This is a genomic window from Vibrio sp. S/42/10 (genome assembly GCF_029890535.1).
In the GTDB taxonomy this organism is placed as follows: Bacteria; Pseudomonadota; Gammaproteobacteria; order Enterobacterales; family Vibrionaceae; genus Vibrio; species Vibrio cyclitrophicus.
The window spans coordinates 306,278-327,776 of sequence record NZ_JAKMZC010000002.1 but is presented as its reverse complement, the minus strand read 5'-3'; the positions used below and the strand labels follow the sequence as shown (position 1 = coordinate 327,776).

Genomic DNA, 21,499 nt, shown 5'->3' with positions numbered 1-21,499 from the left:
GATACCTATACTAAATCTTTAGATGGATGAAAATTGAAGTATTGTTTGGCATTTTGATAACAGATATTCTCGACACTCTGTTTAAGCAAAGGCTCATCATTCGGTAATTCCCCGTCATCGACCCACTTACCGAGTAAGTTACATAAAATGCGACGAAAATAGTCATGACGAGAGAGTGACAATACGCTGCGAGAGTCGGTTAACATTCCGACAAAGCGTCCTAGAGCCCCTAAATTTGCTAGATCTTGAAGTTGTTTTTCCATACCCGCCTTATGATCGTTAAACCACCACGCAGAACCAAGCTGGACTTTACCTGGCTGCGCATCACTGTCTTGAAAGGCGCCTATGATTGACCCAAGCACTGAGCTATCTTTCGGGTTAAGGCTATATACGATAGTCTGAGGGAGTTGGCGGTCTTGATCTAACAAACTCAATAAATGACTCAGGTTTTCTGCAATTGGGTTGTCACTGATAACACTGAAACCCGTACCGCCACCTAGATCATCAAAGCGCCGCTTATTCACATTAATTAACACTCCAATATGAATTTGCATCGACCAACCATGCTTATGATAAGCCTTGCCAAGCACTTCAAAAACGGCCGTCTTAAACTGCGAAATTTCTTCACTATTCAGCGCATCACCACGTTTGACCTTTGCTATAGCTTGATCAAGTACATCAGGGTGATAGTGTGAAAAATCTACAACTTTTAACCCCAAGTCAGATAATCGACAGTTATGCTGGGCAAAATAGTCCACACGAGACGTGATTGCTTGAGCGTAGCTTGCAAAATCGACGACATTAATGTCAGTGATGAACGCCAGTGAATTGAGTGTATTTTGAAAACTACTTTGATTCTCTATTTCAATCAGACTGTCAGCACGAAATGTCGGCAAGACTTGTACAGAAAATCCTGAACGATTCAGTTTATCGTGATAGCTCAGATCGCTAAGTGGATCATCAGTGGTGCACAAGGTATCGACTCGACTCTCTTTAAGCAGACTTTGGAATCGGTGAGACTCTTGGCTGAGTTTTTGATTACAGTGTTGCCAAATAACCTCGCAATTCTCTGAGTTGAGCAGTAAATCGAGACCGAAGTATTTCTTAAGCTCCAAGTGACACCAGTGATACAGCGGATTGCCGATCAGATACGGCATGGTCTCACACCACTTTTGAAACTTTTCATAATCACTCGCATCACCTGTGATGTAATACTCATCGACTCCGTTACTTCGTAATGCACGCCACAAGTAGTGATCGCAACTCAACCAAGCCTGAGCAATATTGTCGTATTGATGGTTGTCATAAATCTCTTTGGCCTCTAAATGGTTATGATAATCAATAATGGGAAGCCCTGCCGCGTAATCGTGATATAAACGCTTAGCAGTGTCCCCCTTCAATAGAAAATCTTTATGTATGTATGAAGACATAATTCAAACTCTTATAAAAAACTGTATTGATAAACTTTAGGGAAAAACTCAGTCATGAAATTGTTTCCTAAAGCCCCTCTACGAGGTGGTTCTATAGGCCAGAGAGACACTCTCTCTGACCTATACTCGTGTTACTTTTATCTAACTAGTTGTTGCTGATTACTTGGATGTAGACATTTCTAAACGAGGCGTTTTTCTCGCACTCTTTAATAACAGAGAACCCACAGTCACAATTACCGCGCCACAGAAGACAAAGGCCATGCGACCCCAGAACGGGTTCGGGATTAGTACCATCGCCGTTACAAGTGCACCGAAAACCAGAATGAGCTTGCCTAGCATATCGCGTTGTTGGCGATCCATTTCATCTTGTCCTTCCTCTTCGATAACAGGAGTCGCAACATCACTCCAAAACTCTTTAAGTTCTGTATTTCTTTTGCCCACTGGCTCTTTGTAGAACTTAGTTGTTAGACAGAAGAAACCACCCGTGATCACAAGGTGCCCAATAACCCCAAGCAGAACTTTTAGGTCACTCGCTTCACGTCCCGTGAACGGAACCTCTAAGTTTAATAAATTGGCAACAACGTCTGCTGTAAGCACAAAACTCACGATGTAAGACACCAGCATGCCCACAGCCAATGTCGCCCAAGCTGCCCAGTCGGGCGTTTTCTTAATAAACATACCGAAGAATAACGGCACTAGAATTGGCATCTGTAACAGCGTACTTACGTACATCATTGCGTCGAAAAGGCTCAAGCCACGAAGAGAGTTAATGAACAGAGCTACCATGATGATCAATATGCCGAAGACCATAGTCATGAATTGACTCACTCGCATCAGCTTCTTGTCATCCGCGTTTTTGTCTATGATTGGTGCGTAAAAGTTACGCACGAACACACCTGAATTTCGGTTTAGACCTGAATCCATTGAAGACATTGTTGCCGCAAATACAGCCGACATAAGCAGTCCCACCATACCAACCGGCATGACGTTTTCGACAAACACTAGGTAAACTGCATCCGCTGCTTTACTACCAAGTTCAGCCGCATGTACAGTTGCCGCTTCAGGATAGATAATTGCCGTTACCCAGGGTGGTAAGAACCAAATCGCCGGCCCAATCAGCATTAATACGAACGCAAGTAGGGCGGCTTTACGTGCGTTAGTAGAGTCTTTTGCCGTTAAGAAGCGATAAGAATCTTGCATGTTGTTGATGTTTTGCAATTGCTTAACGAACATGAAGATAAACCAAGATACGAACAGCAATGGATAGTTCATATCAGAGCCCATGACACTGTCGGCAGGGAATTGCTCGATAAGATTCGCTGGGCCACCAATTTTTGCCAATGCAGCTACCGCACAAACCACGGTCACCGCCATTATCACCACCATTTGTACAAAGTCTGAAGCTACTACACCCCACGCTCCGCCCAACACCGAAATAAAGAGAACAATCAAACCAGTCACAACGATCGTGGTTTCGATATCAACTTTAAACACAGCACTAACGAAAAGTGCGAGACCATTTAGCCAAATACCGGTGTAGACCACGCTTGTCGGCATTGTTGCCCACGTAAACACTTGTTCATTCGTTGCACCGAAGCGACGACGCACACCTTCAATAGGTGTAACAACACGCATTTGTCGAAAGCGGTATGAAAAGAACAACCACGAAAGTAGAAAGCCAAATGCGTTCGCCATGAAAATAACCATGATTGGGAACCCATCGGTAAAAGCTTTACCCGCAGCGCCAGTAAATGTCCAGGCACTAAACTGCGTCATGAATGCGGTAGAGCCAACCATCCACCACAACATCTTGCCTCCTCCACGAAAGTAATCACTGGTAGAACTGCCTGCAAAACGTTTGAAGATGACGCCAATCGCTATCATAAAGATAAAGTAGACACCAACAACGAGCATGTCGATATTCATTACGAACCCCTTTTCATTATTGTTCCGTTTAAGTGATTTAATTTTTAAAATACCGTTTCATTATTACATTAACGATATTTTATTTAAGGGTTTCCTGTGATTTTTGTGATCCAAACAATGCAAAAGTCATACAAATGAGATCGAGTTTGGATTATTGAGTTCTGCGCTTTTTAATTTAAAAAGATCATTGATGGATATTTAGATACATCGTGGCGAGAAGGGGCGAAAATAGATCAAGTAACCTAGGGGTATAGCGACCAAATTACGCGTCTAGGAGGTATACCAAGCCATGACTCAGGCGCCGATTGCTTTGGTATTAACTAAACATCAGCTATTAGTTATCCAAACTCCTGATATAAAAAAGCCAGCCTCATTGGGCTGGCTCTCTGAAATCAAGCGTTTCAATTAGTCCAAAAGCGAACGGACATAATCAGCAATTGCTTGGTTTTGGCAATTATCAAAGAAACACTGTTGGAAACGAGGGCTACCCACAGCAGTCTTCACTAGATCTTGATCGATAGCGCGCAGTGAATCAATAAAATTATCCTTCACTACCGCTGCTTTTACCTCATTAAGAAGCGCGGCATTGCGTTGTTGTGGCTCTGCTCGCTCTAACGGGTAACCTTGACCACGCTCACCTGTGAAAGCTTTTTCAAAGATGTAACGAACGTTCAGTTCACCAGCCCAACCAAAACCTTTCGCAAAAGCGAGCGCGATAGCGTTGCCGTTGTTGATTTGGTTGAACAAGAACGCATCAGAAGGTTCTAAACAGTAACCACAAACCACGCCTGGATGTAAGTTCAGCGACATCAAAGCACCTTGACCAGTGCCACATCCTGTCACAACAAAGTCAACAGCCTTTGAGTTAATCAGAATGCTCGCCATAATACCTAGATGAATATACGTTAAGTGGTGATCGTTCTCATCTGTCATTCCTAGGTTGAAAACATCGTGACCAAAACCACCAGCAACTGACTCTAGTTCAGCTGATACCATTGCATTTTTGCCTGCTTGACTGTTTTCCATCATTAATGCGATTTTCATTTACTTTCTCCCGCAGCATTACTGCAAATTTAAAAATTAGTGCTCAAGTGTTCGCTCTAAAAAATTTAGAGCTTAAACAAAGTCTTTACGCATTGGCGTAAAGTTATCAATTAATACGCCGGCTTCTAGGCAAACACAGCCATGTTCGATACCCGGCTCTTTGTACATAGTGTCGCCTGCGCGCACCACTTTCGTTACATCGCCAATCGTGAACTCAAAGGATCCCGACAAAACGTATGTGAGCTGCTCATGAGGATGGGTATGCAACGCACCAACTGCGCCTGTTTCGAAATGAACTTCTACAGCCATCACGTTCTCGCTATGAGCAAGCACCTTGCGGGAAACTCCCGCGCCAAGATCTTCCATTTTCACGTCTTCGTTATACACAAACATGTCGTTTTTATTCCTGTTGTTGCGGCGTAATTTTGCACTTGGCGTTATCTTGGTATAGACGAAAAATAGTAACGAGGTTAATCCCTATCACTGATATTTCCATCAGCGAGCCACCAATTGAACCAATAATCAGATTATTAGTTAGCCAGCATGCAGCTCCCAATAAAAAGCCGACTCTTAGTGCAATACCATTCAATCTAAATATTGAGTACGTTCCAATAATCGTTCCGGCTAAAGGCAGAAGTTGATACCAATACTGAGCAAAACCGATTCCGCTACCAACTGCGAGGGCAATAAAGAACCCTGCAGCCCACAGCGATTTTGTGTACATAGCAGTGCAAGTCCTGAGTGCTGAGTGCTGAAATCAAAGCACCGATTGCCGATGTAATAGAACCCAATAATAAAAAGTGGATAAGATGGTTAACGTTCAACATCAACATGACCACTTTGAGCTTTTTGTCGTCCTTCTGGTAAAAGGTCGAAAGGCCCAGAAGGAAACTTAGTAGCCCTACAGCTTGTGCAACGATCTCGTTAACCATCTTATATTACAAAAATCGTTAGCGTGCTAACCATCCACCATCGACAGCAATGGTATAACCATTAATATAATCCGATGCAGATGATGCTAAGAACACACATGGGCCAGCGACATCTTTAGGTGTACCCCAGCGATCAGCAGGAATGCGCTCAAGAATAGCTTGGTTACGATCAGCATCTTCACGCAGTGCTTGAGTATTGTTGGTTGCCATATATCCAGGTGCAATCGCATTGACATTAATGTTATCGCTCGCCCATTCGTTCGCCATCGCGCGGGTGATACCCATTACAGCACTCTTAGACGCTGTATACGAAGGAACACGAATACCACCTTGGAAAGAGAGCATTGATGCGATATTGATGATCTTGCCGCCAGTACCTTGCGCTTTAAACTGCTTCGCAACCGACTGAGACATAAAGAAAACAGTCTTAGTATTGATGTTCATTACGTCATCCCAGTTTTGCTCAGAAAACTCAATCGCATCTTCTCGACGAATGATGCCGGCATTATTAACAAGGATGTCGATGCGACCAAATTCAGTCAGCGCTTTATCTATAATTCCAGGAATCTCTTCTTGCTTTAGAAGGTCGGCACGTACGTCTAAAAACGTATGACCCGCTTTATTCATTTTTTCAATGGTATCTACTGGCTCAACACGATTAACGCCCACCACTTTACATCCAGCTTCAGCCAGACCAATTGCCATACCTTGACCAAGGCCAGTATCACAACCCGTCACTATCGCTACTTTACCTTCCAGATTGAATGACTCTAACATCATGTTTGCTTCCTCAATTACGTTTAGTGTTGTGGCATTTCTGTAATGTCGCCCACTCGATTTAGTCATACAATAAAACATAAAATCATTGCTGACAATTATTTTTGAAACGACATTTCAAAAATAATTTCTACTTATCCTAAAAGTTTGAAGTTGATCGTTATCTTTTTTTATTTTTTTGAAAAGGCTTTTTAGAAATTACGAAAAATGGTATTTTGTCTTGATATTAGATAGCTCAAAGGAAGAAAAATGGAGAAGTCCACCCAGCCAGAAGCCGTTTCATCGGTATTAAAAGTTTTTAATATTCTTGAATCTCTGGGGGAACAGAAGGAAATAGGCGTATCAGACCTTTCACAACGTCTAATGATGTCTAAGGCCACTACCTACCGCTTTCTACAAACCATGAAAATGCTTGGCTATGTATCTCAACAAGGCGAAGCTGACAGATACTCACTTACATTAAAGATGTTTGAGCTTGGCTCAAAGTCACTCGAATGGGTTGATATGATCACAATCGCCGAGAAAGAGATGCGTGTGATTTCAGAAGAGACCAATGAAACCATTCACTTAGGTGCGTTGGACCATGGCTCTATCATCTACATACACAAAATCGATTCTAGCTTCGCCCTACGCATGCACTCACGCGTTGGTCGAAGAAATCCTCTGCATACGACTGCGATTGGTAAAGTATTATTGGCAGAACGTGACGAAGAATTCGTTCGCACTCAGTTGGCAGACGCCGAATTTGTGAAAAGTACAAAAAATACCCTTGAAAATGTCGACCAACTTGTCGATGAACTTAAAGCGGTTAAGCTACAGCACTTTGGCGAAGATAATGAAGAACAAGAGCCAGGCTTACGTTGTATCGCAGCTCCAGTTTACGACCGCTTTGGTACCGTAATTGCCGGTGTCTCAATTTCATTTCCTACTATTCGATTTGATGAAGAGAAAAAAGCTCACTATGTGGAGTTACTGCACAACGCAGGCAGAAATATATCCAAGCAATTAGGGTTTAATGATTACCCAATCAAATAATAAAAAAGGCAGCAATTATTGCTGCCTTTTTATTACGCGTTGTCCCATCGATTACCAGCCCAAGAATCATGACAAGCCATGCTATGTGTAAATAGAAAGACTTATAGATCAGATAAATAGCTTCCACCGTCATCAGATCGCACGAAGACCTGCAAACCTATAACCCACCATGAACGATGTTCTCAAAGATCCCCTAAACCAGATATTCTAGGGATTTAGAAACAATCCCATGATTTAAAAGAGTAAAAGGGTTATACATAATGATGTGTTATCTAAATGACTGAAAATATCATGACGCTCACAGAGATCCTTAAAACTCCCAATGTCCGCTACTTCTTAATGTTTCGAAGTAGCTACTTTGCGCGTTTTTATTACCCTATTTTCACCCTACTCTATTTAGATTACGGCTTAACCCTGTCTCAGTTTGCCATGCTAAACGTAGTCTGGGCAGCCACCATTGTGCTTGCTGAAGTACCGTCGGGCGCATTCGCCGATACCTTAGGCCGTAAGAAACTGGTGGTGCTATCTTCGATTGTGATGTTTGTTGAGATCGCGATGATCGCCTTAGTGCCAACCGGAAACCCTAACTTGGTGTTCATTGTCTTTCTAATTAATCGGATTCTCAGTGGCTTAGCGATGGCACTGGCGAGCGGCGCCGACGAGGCATTAGCTTACGACACCTTAAAAGAACAAGGCAATGAAGAGTTGTGGCCCCGAGTGCTGCAAATCCAGCTTCGTGTCGCCTCAACTGTCGGTATCTTTGTCACTCTAATTGGTGCGGCGATGTACGATGTGAACTTTATGGCGAACATCTTTCATTTCTTTGGACTAGCGGAGCCAGAAAGCACTAAAGACCTGATGCGTATTCCCGTGTTCGCCACCTTATTTGTTGCGACGATCGCCATCTATGCCGCGATTAATATGCGCGAAGAGAAAAAGGTGATGCCAAGCGACCAAACCAAATTAGCAACCACCATCGCAAGCCTCAAGTTAACGATCGATGCAGGTAAATGGGTATTTGCTACGCCTTACGTGCTGTTCATCTTGCTCTACTACAGCCTATTCGAACACACCTCGCGAATGTTCCTAACCATGAACAGCCAATACTATCTGGCCATTGATATTCCAATTATCTACTTTGGTTTTATTGGCGCGGGTATCAGCTTGCTTAAGATTATATTGGCAGGGCAAAGCCGAAGATTGGCAGAAAGCATCGAGCCCAAAACCTTTATTGTGTTCATGGGGTTAGCAAGCATGGCGACCTACTATTGGATCAGTTTAGGTTGGTCGATTTATGGCGTAATTCCCGCGTTGGTACTGATCTTTATCATCATGACGATGAACATATTCATTAGCTACCATCTGAACAAAAAGACGGAATCACACAACCGAGCGACCGTTCTCAGTTTCAAAGGCCTGATGTTTAACCTTGGGTATGGCTTGATCGGTATTTTGTATGCCTACTACTATAAATTGGTGTCTCAGAGCTACACCGCACAAGAGATAGAACAAAACCTCGACTTCTTAGCTTCACTGTCTTCGTTCTTCTATTACTTCACCTTATTGTTCGTTTCGATCAGCGTACTGTTCTATTTCAAAAACAAAAAAGGACCCATTTTTTGAAGGGGTTAGCTGTATTTTGTCGAAATTAAAGCTTCACCTCTGGCTATAACAAGACTAAGTCGCTTCTTATATTGGTATGGTTTGTTAGTATAATCATTAATTTATATAACACATGGAAGCGTCATGTCTTTTAGTTGGATAGCTTTTACTCTTCTTGCTGCCTTCAGCCAATCTTGGCGTAATGCATTTCAAAGCAAATTAAGTGGCACAATGAGTGTGGCGGGAGTGACGCTGGCTCGCTTTATTTGGGCTGGCCCTATTGCACTTATTTACCTATGCGCGCTCTATCAATGGCAGCCAGTCGCTGTTCCTAGTTTTTCCGGCAAGTTTGGCTTTTTTATCGTTGCAGCAGCCATTATGCAGATCCTCGCGACCGGTTTAATGGTGATGCTATTTAAACTCGAAAACTACGCGATTGGAGCCGGACTCGCTAAGTGTGAGGCTCCCGTTTCGGCAGTGCTTTCTGTGTTGTTCTTTGGTACCGCGTTAACGGTGACAGGTTGGATAGGAGTACTTATTGGCACGTTAGGCGTGCTAATAATGAGCAGCTCTTCCGGTTGGCGAAGCCTCTCTCCCAAAGTCTTTCTCTTAGGTATGGCTTGCAGCACAGCCTTTGCTTTAACGTCTCTTTGGGTACGTGAAGCTAGCTTGAGTATTGGCCTGCCCTTCCCTCATAGCGCCGCATGGGTGCTGTTTCTCGTCATTTCCCTTCAGACAGTGATTATCTGTACGTATCTTTTTTTCAGAGAACGCGACACATTGCGCCAGATCTTTACCAAGTCGAAACTGGTGGTAATGACAAGCCTAGCAAGTGTAATTGGTTCTCTTGGCTGGTTTAGCGCGATGTCACTTCAAGCCGTGCCTTATGTAAAAACATTAGGGCAAATCGAAGTAGTCTTTATGGTATTGATCTCTTACTTCTGGTTGGGGCAAAGTATTGCTCGCAAAGACATTCTTGCGCTGATCTTACTTTCTATCGCAGCTGTGTTGGTAATGTGGCAGTAGTTGAACTACGTCATACCGTGGTGTTTAATCATTCCCTCATTCCTTACTTGGTTGAATCACTACAGTCTGGCATTATGCGCTCGAGAAATCCGTGCACATTCACGGTATAGATAGCACGAAGGTAGTCAGTGTTAGAAAACAACCAACAATTAAGTAACCAATACGACGAGCAGGGTTACTTTGTTCTCAGAAATTATTTCGATGAAGCTCAAATTGCATCGCTTAGAAAAGTCGTACTTAAATTCCATGAATCGTGGAAGGCCGACAACGAAGAGTTCTATCAAGAAGAAGCGTTTAACTCGTCTCTAATTACGGGAAGCCAATATTTACCTACTGATGATAGAACTGCACTCTTTGATTTCATTAGCTCAAAAAAAGTCATGGATGTCGTTGATGCGGTAATTCCGAACAACCCTGCATTCATGAACACGCAACTATTCTTCAACCCTGTAAACCCGGAGCAGAAAGACTTTTGGCATCGTGACTGTCAATACGATTATGACATTGATGACCAGATGAGAGTAATACTAGAAACGCAAGTATTACACCTACGCGTCCCCTTATTTGATGAACCCGGAATGGAGCTCATCCCCGGAACACACAAGCGATGGGACAATGAAGAGGAATACAATGTTCGCCAAGAAGTGAATGGTAAAGAGAGCAGTGATGACATCTCTGGCGGGAAGCAAATACCGTTAGCTGCAGGCGACTTGTTGGTATTTTCGGCGGATATGATCCATCGAGGCCGATACGGGCTGGATCGGTTGGCTTTGGATATATTGATCTTTGATTCTGCGGCCGATTATGTAGACTACGTCGATGACGATTGCTTGCCAACTCCATCAATGTTGAACAAGTTTAACGATCCTAGATTGTTTATGAACACGCTACAGTTAAAATCGATGCTGTGCTAGCAATCAATTAACATCGCGAATTTTTAACAAACTAGAGTAGAGAATATCGCACATATTACGGCTTAGAGTTGAAATATCTAATCCCAGATCGCTGATTTATGATTGGCGAGACCACGCCCTTATCTGCGCAATTTCATCTTCATCGATATTTAAAGATTGCAGGAATTTGAGATGTCCTAGCGGCTCCATCTGCTCAAAGCGTTTGTGCCAATTGATCATACCCTGTTCATCCATTCCTGATTCTTTAAGTATTTCTGTCCAACGCTCTTTGGTGAGTAGGCCTTGATTAAGAAGTTCAGGGTCTTTGAGTAACGCCATTATGGACTGTTGCTGCTGGCGCAATTTTTGAATTTCTAGATCGAGGGCAGCAAACTGTTGTCTTAGTACCACATCTCGGTCTTCATCCTGAGATTGCTGTAGCAGGCTCTCAATCTCACTGACGGGAATACCATAAGAGCGATAGGCAAGTATTGATCTAAACCTATCAAGTTCTCGCTCTCCATATTGGCGATAACCGTTAGATGCTCTAGCTGCGGGAGTAATTAGCCCCTTTCGCTCGTAGTAGAGAACCGTTGTTCGACATACCTCAAGTTGCTCACAAAATTGTTTGATGCTCAACACTTAGGGCTATCCTCTTTGGTTGTTTGATAGTGAGACCAAATCAATGGAATCAATGCACTGATAAGAATAATCAGTGCGCCAATCATTGACCATAAATCAGGAATTTCAGAAAAGACAACTAAGCCAATAATAAGTGAATAGATAATCTTTACATACTCAACATTGGCAATGATGTTGGCTTGCACCCATTTATATGCAGAGATACCAACATACTGAGCAAACGAAGAGATGATGCCAACTAACAGCAGTAGCATAAAGTCTTCGACTGTTGGTGTGCGCCATAAGTAAAGGGTTGGTATTAATGTCATCAAACCAATTGCCAGAGCTTGGTATGCCATCAATGTTATCTTTGGTTCGCTCTGTGCCACTTTCCTAACACACACTACCGCTACCGACGCGCCTAGTGCGGCAATCACGCCAGATAAAACATAAAGGTTATGGCTTGCAAAGGTCGGTCGAACAACCGTCATTACCCCGATAAATCCAACCACAATCGTGAAAATTCGACTGCTGGTGATCTGCTCTACCAATACGAAATGAGCGATTAGAGCCACAAAAAGTACCTGCAGAAAACCGAGTGCTGTTGCGTCAGAAAATGGAATGTTGCTCACTGAAATAAAGCCAAAATATAGAGCGGTAAAAGCGCCTAGTATTCTTAGTAGGTGAAGCGATATTTTGTTGGGCTTAAGCAGCACACCAATATTTTTTCTGATCGCAGGCAGGAGCAAGAGCATAAAGATGAGCTGGCGAAAGAACAGGATCTGAAATGTGTCATAGTCTGTACTGAGTTGTCGAACAAATACCCCAACTATAGTAAACAGTGCTGTAGATATAAGGGCAAGAGTGATCCCTTTCATTGTCGATGAAAGGTGGTTAAAGAGCTGAAGTATCTTTGATTGCTGTAAGTCTCGTAATTGGTACAACGAAATGTGCCTCTTTAGTCATGATAAGTATAAGGCTAATCATTCTAAAGTCGTTACCTGTAGACAGGTCAAGTGATATGAGTTGTTAACGGATAAAAGTAGTCTCTTTGAAACATGAAAAAGGGTAATTCTGAGTTAAAAATTGACGTTGGTTAAGATTTAAAGTGACAAGGTTTTGGACAAAATAATAGCTCGTCCTGTTTTTCAAATTGCTTACTCAAAGTGACAGAGGTAGTTTGCGTTATTTTATGCAGGGCCTTTAGAAACCGTTGTCTATCAGCCTTAGCTCTTATATGTCACTCTCATTTTGATCGATTTCAATTTTTTCGATTAAATGCAACCTATAACGCCTAGTTTCACTATCGTCAAACTCAGTTTCCAGCCAAATATCAACTAGTTTTATTGCTAGTGTCGGTTCAATAGTCAAGGCTCCCAAAGTAAGTACATTAGTATCATTATGTCGCCTAGCCTGCTCAACAGTATGGGATTCAAAGCCCATCACAGCTCTTATACCATTAACTTTGTTAGCACAAATATTCATTCCTACACCTGTCCCACAGATTAATATGCCCATATCTACGCGTTTAAGTTTAACCAATTTGGTTACTTTATCTGCATAGAGCGCTGAATGTGTACGTTCCTTATTTCCTGTACCCATATCAATAACGGTATGGCCTTTATTTTCAATATGAGTGACAAGCTTCTGCTTTAATTCAAGTCCAGCGTGGTCATTACCTATTGCAACTTTCATACAATTACTTTCTACCTCATAGGTTTTATATAAATGTAGTGGACAATTAAATTTAGCCACATAGCTCGATGAAAAAATATACCAAATGATGCCAGAGTGAAGCATATATTGAATCAGCCGAAACAAAGAACGGAATATTTCTGCGTTACGATGTTCCCCCTCCTCTCTTCTGCACAGCAACGTATCAATGAGTGGACTAAATTAGCATCTCACGGATAGTTTCAAGTATTACAAATCTCCAATCAAGTAGCCAATTCATTGAGCTATTACAAACTGCCCATCAACATGATTGGGAGCGTTAGGCGACGACATTTTTTACTGTCTCCGGTTCCTTTGCTTACTTAGTTTACCTCTAAACCATGCGGCATTAATAACGTGTTCCTTTTCCTATTGATTAGTTGTTATGTCTTTTTGGACAAATTTACACCAACCAGAGAGCTGTGATTTAAACACAGAAAGTGTAAGAAAATGTAAATAATGTAAATTCAATGCAAATGTAAATCATTGTCATTTACCTTGCGGAGGAATAAACGACTCGTTAGACGTCATCAAAGAATGAGCGCGGTTCAGGTTACGGATAATTTGTTTCTTCCATCGCTTAAACAACGACAGGGTCTATGGAAGCCAATACGGTCAATCTTTGGTATTGGCGAAACTGGTTACGCGAAGAAAAAATCTAACGATGATAAAAAATAATAAATAGGAGTTAAAAGTACAGTGTTTTTCAAAACAAAGGTATCGCTACTAATCAGTGCAGTATTAGCGAATCAAGCATTTGCAGAAAGTCATACGACTGAAGAGCCAATGGTGCCAGCTGAAACAATGACAATTGTGGGTAGCGAGTTTGCTCATTATAAGAATGATACCAACAACACCGCTATGCGTATGGAGATGACTCAATTAGAAACTCCGGGGCAAATTACGGTCATAGACAGTTCAATGTTCGAAGAGCAAGGGGCAAGTAGTCTTGGAGAAGTTTTAGAGTATGAGTCAAGTGTAACAACAGGGAATACCAAAGGGCACAACATTGAATACTTTACCATGCGTGGTTTTGATGTTGGTAGTGGTAGCGGGATCATGAGAGATGGTCATCAACTCTGGTCGTATTACCCACAACCGACCGAGCTACTAGAACGAGTCGAGGTGTTAAAAGGTCCATCAAGTTTACTTTATGGTCAATCAGAGCCTGGCGGTCTAATTAACATGGTGACAAAAAAGCCAACGTCTGAGACGCAACTCATTTTGCGCCAAGACATTGGCTCTAACGATAAATCTAAAACTATGATAGATCTCAGTGGCTCACTTAACGAAGATCAATCTTTGCGCGCAAGAACTATCCTAGTAAAGGATAGCTACAGCTCTTGGCGCGAATATGCTGATGGAAGCAACCCTCAAACAGAACGCATGATCGGTGCACTAATGGTTGATTATGACATCAATGAAAAAGCGATGTTATCTCTGCATTATGACTATTTTGATTATGACGGTGATGTTGATACTGGCTCTTACATTGTGGATGGTAAGCCAGTTGCAGGCAGCAAATATATTTGGGACGCTGATTGGGCTAATACTGATATTAAAGTTCAAAACTACGGTTTTGACCTTCTCCTATCACCAAGTTATGACACCAACATAAAGACGGGATACAACGCCCAAAGATATGAACGTGATTATCGTTACACATGGACTAACTTTAGCAACTATGAAGAAAATGGGACTGTCACTCTGACCCCCGGTGAACAGTATGACGAGTGGAACCATGATACCGCTTATGTTGATCTTACCCACAACTTCGATTTAGTTGGAACTGAGAATACTCTATTAATTGGTGCGAACTACTTGAGGTATTCTTTCGACCGTATAAATCATACAGGTGATGTAGTTAGTGCAAGTGTTGGAGAGTCTGTCGACTTCCCTGAATCGTTGAATACTAGCATAAGAGCGTCTTCTTACGATCTTTGGGGTACTTACATCCAAAACTTAACAAAATTCAATGATCAATGGCATCTTCTAGTGGGTGTTCGTTATGACGAGAAACATGATGATATTACTGAAAGCCAAGTTTCACCAAAAGCAGGGATTATTTACCACCCTTCAGATAATAGCTCTATTTATGTCCAGTACTCAGAAAGTTTCATTCCACAAGGTGAAGTGGGTACATCTTATATAAACGAAGGTGAAAAACTCGACGCTGAATTAGGTAAATCTTATGAAGTCGGAACCAAATGGGAGCTATTTGATCGTCGCTTATTTTTGACTGGGGCTTTGTTTGAGACAACTTTATCGAACATTCAACTAAGCGTTGAAAACCCAGATAATGCAGATGAAGATATTTTGACTCAAGATGGCGAACAGGTTCATCGAGGAGCTGAATTCGCAGCACAGGGGCTCGTTAGTAGTAAGTTAAGTCTTTCAGGATCTGCTACATATCTTGATGCAGAGATAACAAACAGCGCTTCTTACGAGGGTAATGTACCAGCGAATACACCTGAGTTTTCAGCGTCAATATGGTCAAATTACAAACTTAGAGATGACACCAATCTAAATCTAGGCGTTGTCCATGTCGGAAGCCGCTACGGTGACTCAGGTAACACTTTCAAGAAAGATGCATATACGCGTATTGATACCGGTATCTCTTACACTCAGAAGTACAACGACCTCAACATCGTAGCTCGCTTCAATATTGAAAATCTATTTGATACTGATTATCTAGATGGAGGCGGCAATACAAGAAGCACTCAATTAGGTGGTGAGGATGTTGATATTGGTGAGGGTCGAAATTATATGGCTAGCATCCAATTTGAATATTAATTAGCTGGCTCTCAGCTTAAGCCATTGCAACCAAAACCGTTTTTCAATAGGTGTGATGTTCGCGATGGCTTTTCTGATTTTAGGTTAAGTTATAAGCTGATTGGTTTTTACCTTTCAGCTTATAGCTTTAGCTATAATATCAGGATTCATTTAACACCGACCTTACTTTTAGGCTTCTTACCAAGGAAGAACTTGCCTAGATTTAAGTGCTCCTTTCCCCTGCGACACCTAGAGGCAATCAGAAGCCAGTATTTAACTCCATCTATCAGATACCTACCCAGAATATCTCTTAAAACGAATTGGCAGAGCGACTTTCGTAAGTCGATATAAAACAAAGAAACGATGAAGAACAATTTTATTTGTAGAAGAGTTTAGATCTAGTCTATTAATTGGTTTTGTCAGTAACCTTGGTGCATAACAATAGCTATTGTGTCAATGCTTTGGACACTCGACTAACATGAACTAAGCTCATTAGCTTAATTGATGGTTTGATGATTAGCTGCGCACTACCTACTATAAATAACCAAGTACCACTTTCAATCAGAGACTCATTTAAAAAGAAGAAGCTACCAACCAAAAACCAAACTGCAATTAATAAATCATTGAATGCTCCTAAAGCCTCATAACGACGCTGAATCACTATATGTTTTTTACCAATATCTACATCCAACTCTACACCTTGATTCACAAACTCTCCTAAATCGAACTACAGTTAAAGATACAAAGGGCTATTAGCTCATCAATATGTTAATTGCCCTATCAAGACTTTCATTGAAGCCATCAAGTGTTGGAAGTTATTCAGAGAGTATCAATTATCGGTAGATTACCGACATTAATAACACACTCACCTTTCCAAGTAGTACCCGATATAAACGCTTCTCTTTAGAGCCTACATAAACAATTACAGAGTGTAAACCAGGCGTAATTGAAAATTATTATGTCCTATTGATTTATACAGTGCTGGCTACACCAATGGCATAACAACAGTGGTAAACTCAACTCATTTATGAGTGTTCAGCTAACTTTGGGGCAGATCTGAGCTAGAAGCTAACTCATGACTTGATATAAAAACCTAGTTCAAGCATTCACCAAGCCAGCACGGCCCTCGAATCTCAAGTTATAAGCCGTCCAAATTGCCCTTCAATCGTTATCCCCTCTTCTTATATTGATCTATTTTCTCCTAATCGAAGTACAAGTTATTAATAATTCGATGTAAATCGCTAATTTTTTTAAATTGTTGTCTAGAATCTCATAGGGCCTATCGCTTCGGTAATTGCCAATAGAAACGACACCTTTTGATTCTGTTTTTGGTTTTAGGGAGATGAAATGGAAAGCCCAATTGTCACGCTCAAACATGCGAGCAAAAGCTTTGTTGATGGCAAAGAGACCCATAACGTATTGGAAGGCGTCGACTTCACATTGGCGACAGGCGCAAGTGTGGCTTTGACAGGAGCGAGTGGCAGTGGCAAAAGCACCCTACTCAACGTGATTGCTGGTTTCGAACCACTTTCAGTTGGTGAGTTGTGGCTAGATGGCGATAACGCGATGGTTTGGAAGGATCCGCAATGGAGTCGCTTTCGCCATCACAAACTCGGCGTTATCTTTCAACAGTTCAACTTACTCACCCCGCTCAACGTAAAACAAAACATCGCCTTCCCGCTTCATTTAAACCAACAAAAATGGAACGATTGGTGTGATTATTTGGTGGAAGCTTTAGGCATCAGCGAGCTACTTGATAGGCATGTTTCTGCGCTCTCTGGCGGCCAGCAGCAACGTGTCGCTATTGCACGTGCGCTAGCCCACAAACCCAAGCTACTGCTTGCCGATGAACCGACAGGCAACCTCGACCAAAAAGCAGGCTTGGAAGTCATGAAGTTGCTGAGTGAAATCACCACACAAGGCAACACTGCTGTACTGTTGGTCACACACAGCCCTGAGTGTGCCAGTTTTATGCAAACACAGTTGGTTTTAGATGATGGTCGTTTGAAGACCGTTGATTTGAAAAAGGCTCTATCGCAAGCCAGTGAGCAGCCCTATGAAGCAAGCTAGGTTTGCGAGCACCAAGTTCACCCATACCAAACTGACTCTAAATCTGTTCGCGGCGCACTATCGCCAATCACCGTTACAAGCTGCTGCAATTTTAATCGGCATCGTGCTGGCGGTGACCTTGTTTGTCGCCGTGCAAGCCATTAACCTTAATGCGAAACGTAGTTATTCAGAATCGACTGAGCAACTTAGCGCACAGGCGCAAAACTTAATCATTCCGCCATCAGGGCAAAACTACTTACCAGAATCGCTTTACTTCACCTTGAGACAAAATGGATTAAGTGCCGCGCTGCCTGTGATTGAAGGGCAAGTGAGAGACGAGCAAGGACGTCGTTGGTCAATACAAGGCAGTGAATTAATCGCCGCTCTCACCTCAAGAGCTCGTTACTCTGGCGTCGATGAAAAAAGCGATAACGAAAAAGACAATACTCGAGGCAATGATCCAAACATTTCCCTGTTCGATACCGCCTTACCTTTACCGCCACTCTTAGCGGGCGAGCCCATCGTGATGATGAGCCAATCGCAATACCAAAACTTGGGCGAAGTAGACACGCTCACTCTGGATGAAATCAAAACCAAAGTCGTGGTGCTACCAGACGAATGGCAACTGGGTAGTAGAATGCTGATGGACATTGGATTCGCTCAGCTACTGCTCAACAAACAAGGACAACTGAGCTACATCGCTGTGTTTAATCCCAATAACAACTCACTCGATAAATGGCAAAGCATCGTTGGCGAACAAGGGCAATGGATCACCAATAATGAAAGTACCGATCTCGGCTCGATTACTGACAGCTTTCACCTCAATCTCACCGCCATGAGTTTGTTGGCGTTTTTGGTTGGCCTGTTCATCGCTTACAACGGTGTTAAGTACAGTTTGCTGAAACGTAATCGGCTGTTGGTGCAAATTCAACAAGCTGGAATTGCGCCAAGCATCGTATTTTCAGCTCTGTTAGTCGAGCTGACTCTTTTAGTCACATTGGGTGCGTCGCTTGGTTTCATTTTAGGAATTCAATTAAGCCACTGGCTCCACCCCACCGTCGCGATAACGCTTGAGCAACTTTATGGTGCAACACTGCTTCCCGGTACATGGCAGTGGCAATGGTTAGCGCAAGCTTTACTGCTCACTCTAGCCGCAACGCTGGTTGCATGTTGGCAGCACTTTAAGCAGCGCGTCCGCCAGCCTCTCTCTTCACATGGTGGTTTTTATCAAGCGCCGGAAGCCTCGAACGAAAATCAGCTATTTGTTGTTGGTGTGGTACTCACTGTTTTGGCGTTGGCCGGTTTATGGCTTAGCGAACACCACCGGTTCACGATGGCCTGGCTCGGTGTGTTAGTGGTGTCGATACCTTTGTATCTACCGAAAACCCTAAGTGTGCTAGCGAGTTGGAGCGAAAAGCGCGCCCAATCAGGTTTAATACAATATCTGTTTGCTGAACTGCGTGAGCTGATCTCCCCTCTTTCCCTTGCCATGATGGCCCTGCTTCTTGCTGTTACCGCCAATATAGGAATGAATACCTTAGTTGGCAGTTTTGAGTCCACCCTAAAGCAATGGCTTGAACAGCGATTGCATGCCGACATTTACGTTAGCCCCGCCCAAGGTGAAATTGCCAATGTTGAACATGCCTTAACCCTGTTTGATAACGTTGAAACCGTCTACAAGCAATACTACGTTGATGATAACTTGCAAGGCTTGCCTATTTTGCTCGGCACCAAAGACAATGAAACACTTGAACAAACCATGGTGTTCCAATCTCATGTTTATAACTTCTGGACGCGCTTTTACCAAGGTGAATTAGTGGCGATAAGCGAACCTACGGCGGTGAAGCTCGGCTTGTCCCTTGGAAGCCAACTCAAATTAGACGCTATCCAAGACAATACATTGAGTGTTGGCGCGATTTTCCATGACTATGGCTCACCAAATGGGGAAGTGTTATTGGCTCCCAACTTATGGCTTGAAAACGGCTTTACGGACTTACCCACCAGCTTGGGAATCAAAGTATCTGGCGACCCACAACAGGTGTACGAACAATTACGCCAACAATTGAATTTGCATCCTAGTCAGCTTTACGATCAAGCCCAAATCAAGTCCATCGCTTTGGACATTTTCTCACAAACTTTTGCCATTACGCGAGCGCTCAATGGCGTCACTTTAATGGTTGCTGTTATTGGTTTGTTCTGTGCATGCTTTATGTTGCTCGACGCACGCAAGGCCGCTATTGCAAGGTTGTATGCGCTTGGCGTTAGTCGGAAGAAATTAATGGTTATGGTGGTGGGGCAAATCGTTGTTCTGGTCGCTTTTACTCTAGTGGTCGCCGTGCCGCTTGGTGCCATGGTAGGCTATGTACTGACGGACATCGTCACCCTTCGCGCATTCGGTTGGAGCTTAAATTACGTATGGAGCTGGAGTGACGCACTGAACATTGCTGTCATCACTATTTTAGTCGCAGTGGTTGCTACCTTAATTCCGCTGTGGCGTTTGGTCAGTAAGCCGGTCGTGTGCAGCTTGCAAAGTGAGGTGTTGTGATGAACCAACTAATTAAGGCAACAGCGCTCATTCTGTTGAGTTTATCTCTTATCGCATGTGAAGACTCACGGCCCCAAAACATGGGCTCAATCCTCAGCACTGAAAGACAAACTGACGAAGAAACGCAAACAGACAAAGCGCAGTTCACTACAGTGGTAAAAGGCATCGACATCACCTTTCCTGCCGACCATCAAGCACACCCTGATTTTCGTCATGAATGGTGGTATTTAACTGCCAATCTGACTGATGAAGAAGGTCACTCATTAGGTGTGCAATGGACTCAATTTCGTTTCGCAACCGCACCACAAGAAAGTGACCACAGCACTCAGAAAACAACATGGCAAAGCCAACAGATCTATATGGCGCATAGTGCCGTCACCACCAAAGACAAACACTATGCCAACGAAAAATGGTCTCGCGGTCAAGCTAAGCTAGCAGGTGTCGATTCTTCACCATTTCGAGTTTACCTTGATGATTGGCAATGGACCTCGGCTACCGATGATCTATTCCCTGCTACGTTGAATGCAGATTCTGAACAGTTTGGTTACTCGCTCAAATTAACTAACGATGCACCCTACCAAAAACAGGGCGACCAAGGCTACAGCACCAAGAGCGGTGACGCGAAGGTAGCTTCGTATTACTACAGTCAGCCGTTCATTGATGTATCAGGCAAAGTGATCATTAATGGAGTCGCACATCAAGTATCAGGCAAAGGTTGGATCGATAGAGAGTGGAGTTCGCAGTTTTTGCTCGACTCACAACAAGGTTGGGATTGGTTTGCTCTAAGGTTAAACGATGCAACCAGTTTGGTCGTGTTCCAACTTCGAGATTCAAAAACAGGCAAAGCCAGCTATTCCCATGCGAGGTTAATGCAGCGAGAAGGTTCTGGCATCGCGATTAAACAACAAGACATCAGCTTAACCGTCACCAAGAAAACAGAGATCGATGGGCGTGACTATCCAACAGAATGGCAAATTAAGATTCCGACGCAACAAATTAAACTGACTGTTTCGGCACTTAATCCAAATGCGAAAATGCCACTATCGGTGCCCTATTGGGAAGGACCAATCATGATTAAAGGATCCCACTCTGGTTCTGGCTATATGGAGCTGACAGGATATTAAGCAAAATATC

17 protein-coding genes and 1 pseudogene are annotated in these 21,499 nt (G+C 42.9%); 8 read left to right on the top strand and 10 right to left on the bottom strand.

Translation table 11 applies throughout. The annotated features are described in order from the left end of the window. Positions 1-5: 5 nt before the first annotated feature. The 6 genes and pseudogenes from uxaC to kduD all read right to left on the bottom strand — a co-directional run bounded on the left by uxaC (position 6) and on the right by kduD (position 6,112). Entirely contained in the window at positions 6-1,430 is a 1,425-nt protein-coding gene (gene uxaC, locus L8S15_RS03740) for a glucuronate isomerase (RefSeq protein WP_016784293.1), read from the bottom strand. 159 nt (positions 1,431-1,589) lie between these two features. Further along, a complete protein-coding gene (locus L8S15_RS03735; RefSeq protein WP_010431362.1) occupies positions 1,590-3,356 on the bottom strand; it encodes a sodium:solute symporter family protein in 1,767 nt (588 codons plus the stop codon). Between the two features lie 405 nt (positions 3,357-3,761). Continuing rightward, on the bottom strand, positions 3,762-4,400 hold the full coding sequence (locus tag L8S15_RS03730) for an RpiB/LacA/LacB family sugar-phosphate isomerase (RefSeq protein WP_016789899.1): 639 nt from the start codon (positions 4,398-4,400) through the stop codon (positions 3,762-3,764). Positions 4,401-4,472: 72 nt separating this feature from the next. Then, on the bottom strand, positions 4,473-4,793 hold the full coding sequence (locus L8S15_RS03725) for a cupin domain-containing protein (protein WP_016784295.1): 321 nt from the start codon (positions 4,791-4,793) through the stop codon (positions 4,473-4,475). 7 nt (positions 4,794-4,800) lie between these two features. Further along, positions 4,801-5,332: pseudogene (locus L8S15_RS03720) on the bottom strand (YgjV family protein). Positions 5,333-5,350: 18 nt separating this feature from the next. Beyond that, positions 5,351-6,112: a 2-dehydro-3-deoxy-D-gluconate 5-dehydrogenase KduD gene (gene kduD / locus L8S15_RS03715; protein WP_010431375.1), complete on the bottom strand. Its 762-nt coding sequence runs from the start codon at positions 6,110-6,112 to the stop codon at positions 5,351-5,353. A 246-nt stretch (positions 6,113-6,358) separates the two neighbouring features. Here kduD and kdgR point away from each other — a divergent pair, with 246 nt between their 5' ends. The 4 genes from kdgR (at position 6,359) to L8S15_RS03695 (ending at position 10,686) form a co-directional block, all read left to right on the top strand. After that, positions 6,359-7,144 (top strand): DNA-binding transcriptional regulator KdgR, encoded by a 786-nt coding sequence (gene kdgR / locus L8S15_RS03710; protein WP_010431377.1) that lies wholly within the window; start codon positions 6,359-6,361, stop codon positions 7,142-7,144. Between the two features lie 291 nt (positions 7,145-7,435). Next, positions 7,436-8,767 carry an MFS transporter gene (locus L8S15_RS03705; RefSeq protein ID WP_032544939.1) on the top strand — a complete coding sequence of 444 codons (1,332 nt, stop codon included), beginning with the start codon at positions 7,436-7,438 and terminating at the stop codon, positions 8,765-8,767. Between the two features lie 123 nt (positions 8,768-8,890). Next, the gene (locus L8S15_RS03700) at positions 8,891-9,772 is read left to right on the top strand and encodes a DMT family transporter (protein WP_010431385.1); all 882 of its coding nucleotides are present in this window, start codon (positions 8,891-8,893) and stop codon (positions 9,770-9,772) included. A 128-nt stretch (positions 9,773-9,900) separates the two neighbouring features. Next, the gene (locus tag L8S15_RS03695) at positions 9,901-10,686 is read left to right on the top strand and encodes a phytanoyl-CoA dioxygenase family protein (protein WP_016767874.1); all 786 of its coding nucleotides are present in this window, start codon (positions 9,901-9,903) and stop codon (positions 10,684-10,686) included. Between the two features lie 96 nt (positions 10,687-10,782). Here the strand turns inward: L8S15_RS03695 and L8S15_RS03690 are convergent, their stop codons facing one another. From L8S15_RS03690 to rpiB, 3 genes are all read right to left on the bottom strand, one after another. Beyond that, positions 10,783-11,307 (bottom strand): MerR family transcriptional regulator, encoded by a 525-nt coding sequence (locus L8S15_RS03690; protein WP_010431390.1) that lies wholly within the window; start codon positions 11,305-11,307, stop codon positions 10,783-10,785. Beyond that, positions 11,301-12,164 (bottom strand): DMT family transporter, encoded by an 864-nt coding sequence (locus L8S15_RS03685; protein WP_016784300.1) that lies wholly within the window; start codon positions 12,162-12,164, stop codon positions 11,301-11,303. Before L8S15_RS03685 ends, L8S15_RS03690 begins: the two co-directional genes overlap by 7 nt. Positions 12,165-12,519: 355 nt before the next feature. Next, the gene (gene rpiB, locus L8S15_RS03680; protein ID WP_010431394.1) at positions 12,520-12,981 is read right to left on the bottom strand and encodes a ribose 5-phosphate isomerase B; all 462 of its coding nucleotides are present in this window, start codon (positions 12,979-12,981) and stop codon (positions 12,520-12,522) included. 717 nt (positions 12,982-13,698) lie between these two features. Between rpiB and L8S15_RS03675 the strand changes: the two genes are divergently transcribed. Then, positions 13,699-15,792, top strand: coding sequence for a TonB-dependent siderophore receptor (locus L8S15_RS03675; RefSeq protein WP_016793203.1), 2,094 nt, complete (start codon positions 13,699-13,701; stop codon positions 15,790-15,792). A gap of 424 nt (positions 15,793-16,216) precedes the next feature. Here the strand turns inward: L8S15_RS03675 and L8S15_RS03670 are convergent, their stop codons facing one another. After that, positions 16,217-16,480: a YrhK family protein gene (locus tag L8S15_RS03670; RefSeq protein ID WP_010431397.1), complete on the bottom strand. Its 264-nt coding sequence runs from the start codon at positions 16,478-16,480 to the stop codon at positions 16,217-16,219. A gap of 638 nt (positions 16,481-17,118) precedes the next feature. On the opposite strand from L8S15_RS03670, the gene L8S15_RS03665 reads away from it, so the two are divergent. Genes L8S15_RS03665 through L8S15_RS03655 form a run of 3 tightly spaced genes read left to right on the top strand, consistent with a single transcriptional unit; the run spans position 17,119 to position 21,489 of the window. Continuing rightward, entirely contained in the window at positions 17,119-17,841 is a 723-nt protein-coding gene (locus L8S15_RS03665; protein WP_010431399.1) for an ABC transporter ATP-binding protein, read from the top strand. After that, positions 17,828-20,365 (top strand): ABC transporter permease, encoded by a 2,538-nt coding sequence (locus L8S15_RS03660; protein ID WP_280572015.1) that lies wholly within the window; start codon positions 17,828-17,830, stop codon positions 20,363-20,365. The genes L8S15_RS03665 and L8S15_RS03660 overlap by 14 nt, the downstream gene beginning before the upstream one ends. Further along, positions 20,365-21,489, top strand: coding sequence for a lipocalin-like domain-containing protein (locus tag L8S15_RS03655; RefSeq protein ID WP_280572014.1), 1,125 nt, complete (start codon positions 20,365-20,367; stop codon positions 21,487-21,489). Before L8S15_RS03660 ends, L8S15_RS03655 begins: the two co-directional genes overlap by 1 nt. The last annotated feature ends 10 nt before the right edge of the window (positions 21,490-21,499 follow it).